This window comes from Microbacterium sp. 5K110 (assembly GCF_005774735.1).
Taxonomy (GTDB): Bacteria; Actinomycetota; Actinomycetes; order Actinomycetales; family Microbacteriaceae; genus Microbacterium.
Window position 1 is genome coordinate 1 of sequence record NZ_VBUM01000152.1, and the last position, 2,561, is coordinate 2,561.

The window sequence follows — 2,561 nt, forward strand, 5'->3', positions numbered from 1 at the left end:
TCTGATTGATGAAGTCGTTGCGGCCCGCCGACGACCCGGTGCCGTTGTAGTTCACCGTCATGCCGTAGTTGCTGGCGACGTTCGTGCGCCACTGGTCGAGGGCGTTCTGCGACCACGTGGAGCCGGAGCCGGTGATCGTCACGTAGACGTCGGCCGCGTGCGCGGGCGCGACGCCCACGCTCGCGAGGGCCGCGACGACGACGAGCGCCCCCAGTCGGGCCAGGCGGGTACGGACATTCACGACGGGTTCTCCTCGGTGGGTCGATCGGGGCGGGGTGCCAGAGCGCGCTGAGCGAGGCGCCACTGGAGGTCGCGGGGAGGCTTTCCCTTGGGCGGCTGCGCGCGACGTTCCGCGCGCGTGACGGGGCTGCCCGGTGAGCGCCCCTGGGACGCCAGAATGCGCTGCAGGTCACGTGCCGACGCCGACGCGGCGGCGCGGCGCTGACGGTCGGACAGCTGCCCGGGGCCCTTGCCGCCGATCAGGCGCGCGACGATGAAGAGCGTCAGCACGAGCAGCACGAGGGTCGCGGCGGCGCCGAAGCCACGGGCGACCATGTTGGGCTCGGGCGACTTGACGAAGTCGAAGACCTGCAGCGGCAGAGAGATCATCGGCCCCGAGAACGGGTTGAGGTTCCACCCGGCGGTCACGCCCGAAGTCAGGAGCACCGGCGAGGTCTCGCCGATACCGCGCGCGGTCCCGAGGATCACCGCGGTGACCAGTCCCGAACGCGAAGTCGGCAGCACCACGCTCCACACCGTCCGCCACCGGCTCGTGCCGAGGGCGTACGAGGCCTCGCGGAGGTTGTGCGGAACCAGACGGAGCACGACGTCGGAGGCGCGGATGATGATCGGGAGCATCATGACGCTGATCGCCAGGGATGCCGCGAACCCCGAGCGCTGGTTCGTGATGAGGGTGACCACGGCGGCGTAGACGAACAGACCGGCGACGATCGAGGGCAGCGCCGTCATGGCATCCGAGATCGTCCGCACGAAGCGCGCGAACGGTCCGCCGATCTCGTTGAGGAAGACGGCCGTCGTGATGCCCAGGGGGATCGTGATCACCAGGGCGATGCCGATCTGGATGAGCGTTCCGACGATCGCGTGCGCGATACCGCCCATCGTGAGGGGATCGAGCGGACCGGCGAGCTTCATCGTCTCGACGAAGAAATTCAGGTTCGTGATCGCGGGAAAGCCCCGTACGACCGTGAACAGGATGACGAAGACCAGGGCGCTCAAGAGCAGGACACCGGCGGAGTAGAACAGCGCCGTCATGATGCGCTCGCTCACGGCCAGCCGATCGGCCCGCAGCGAGGACAGGACCGCGTAGATCCCGAGGAAGCAGAGGAACGAGACGATGAGCCATCCGATGATCCCCGTCATCGGGGTCAGCCAGCCGAAGAGGAGGGTGGCCAGCGCGATGCCGGCCGCAGCGCTGCCCACGACGTTGAAGGTGTCGCCGAAGGGCACCGTGCGCAGGTCACGACGTTCGCCGACGTGACCCGTGCGTTCGGGGATCGCGGTGCGCAGGGACGGCCGTGCGGCGTCGTCCGCGTCGACCACCGGGGCATCGGGGGCGAGGATCGCCATCAGTTGCTCTCCGCTCCGGAACGACTGCGCGCGACGATCGTCGACGCGGTGAAGTTGACGATGAGGGTGATGATGAACAGCACGAGTCCCGCGGCCATGAGCGCGGACAGGCCGAACTGGCTCGCCTCGCCGTACCGCAGCGCGATGAGGGCCGACACCGAGTTCGTGCCCGTCTTGAGGACCTCGGGGTTGATCGTGAAGATCGGCGAGATGATCATGACGACCGCGATCGTCTCGCCGAGCGCGCGCCCCAGGCCCAGCATCGTCCCGCCGATGATGCCGCCGCGACCGAAGGGCAGCACCACTGCGCGGATCATCCCCCAGCGCGTGGATCCGAGGGCGAGTGCACCCTCGCGCTCCCCGAGGGGCGCCTGGGAGAACGCCTCGCGCATGACCGAGGTCTGCGTGGGCACGACCATCAGGGCCACGACGATGCCGGCGATGAACGCCGACGAGGTGAACGCGCCCGCATCCGTCAGACGCTGACCCGCCTCATCGGTGACGCGGAAGATCGGGATCCACCCGAAGTAGACCGAGATCCACTGCGAGACGGGGATGATGTTGGCCTGCAGGAAGAACACGCCCCAGAGTCCGAACACGACGCTCGGCACGGCCGCCATCAGGTCGACGAGCGTGATGAGCAGCGACCGGATCTTCGGCGACACGATCTCGCTGATCAGCAGCGCCGTCCCCATCGCCAGCGGCACCGAGATCGCCATCGCGATGATCGCGATCGTGACGGTACCGAACAGCACCGCCGCGACGCCGAACGCGCCCGTCTCGGGCGACCACTCCTGCGTCGTGAGGAAGCTGACGCCCGTGACGCTCAGCGCATCGCCGGCTCGCGCGGTGAGGAAGATGCCCACGGCGAGCATGATCGCCACCGTCACGCCGCCGGCGGCGTACGAGACGGAGCGGAAGACCCGGTCCGCTTGCACCGGCCGGCTCTTCAGGGAGCGGGGGCGGGGCTCGTT

Annotated in this window: 3 protein-coding genes; all 3 read right to left on the reverse strand. The window is 68.8% G+C overall.

All coding sequences use genetic code 11. The features are described 5' to 3' along the window. Positions 1 to 241: substrate-binding domain-containing protein (locus FE256_RS17725; RefSeq protein WP_212743545.1), on the reverse strand; the 241-nt coding region annotated here is incomplete at its 3' end. Continuing rightward, positions 238 to 1,587: a phosphate ABC transporter permease PstA gene (gene pstA / locus FE256_RS17730; protein WP_138178279.1), complete on the reverse strand. Its 1,350-nt coding sequence runs from the start codon at positions 1,585 to 1,587 to the stop codon at positions 238 to 240. The genes pstA and FE256_RS17725, both read right to left, overlap by 4 nt. Further along, positions 1,587 to 2,561 (reverse strand): phosphate ABC transporter permease subunit PstC (gene pstC / locus FE256_RS17735; RefSeq protein ID WP_212743546.1); only part of this gene is annotated, 975 nt, incomplete at its 5' end. The genes pstC and pstA, both read right to left, overlap by 1 nt.

Excerpts from the sequence above, each read along its gene's own strand:
- pstA (WP_138178279.1), bottom strand. The coding sequence starts at position 1,587 with ATGGCGATCCTCGCCCCCGATGCCCCGGTGGTCGACGCGGACGACGCC.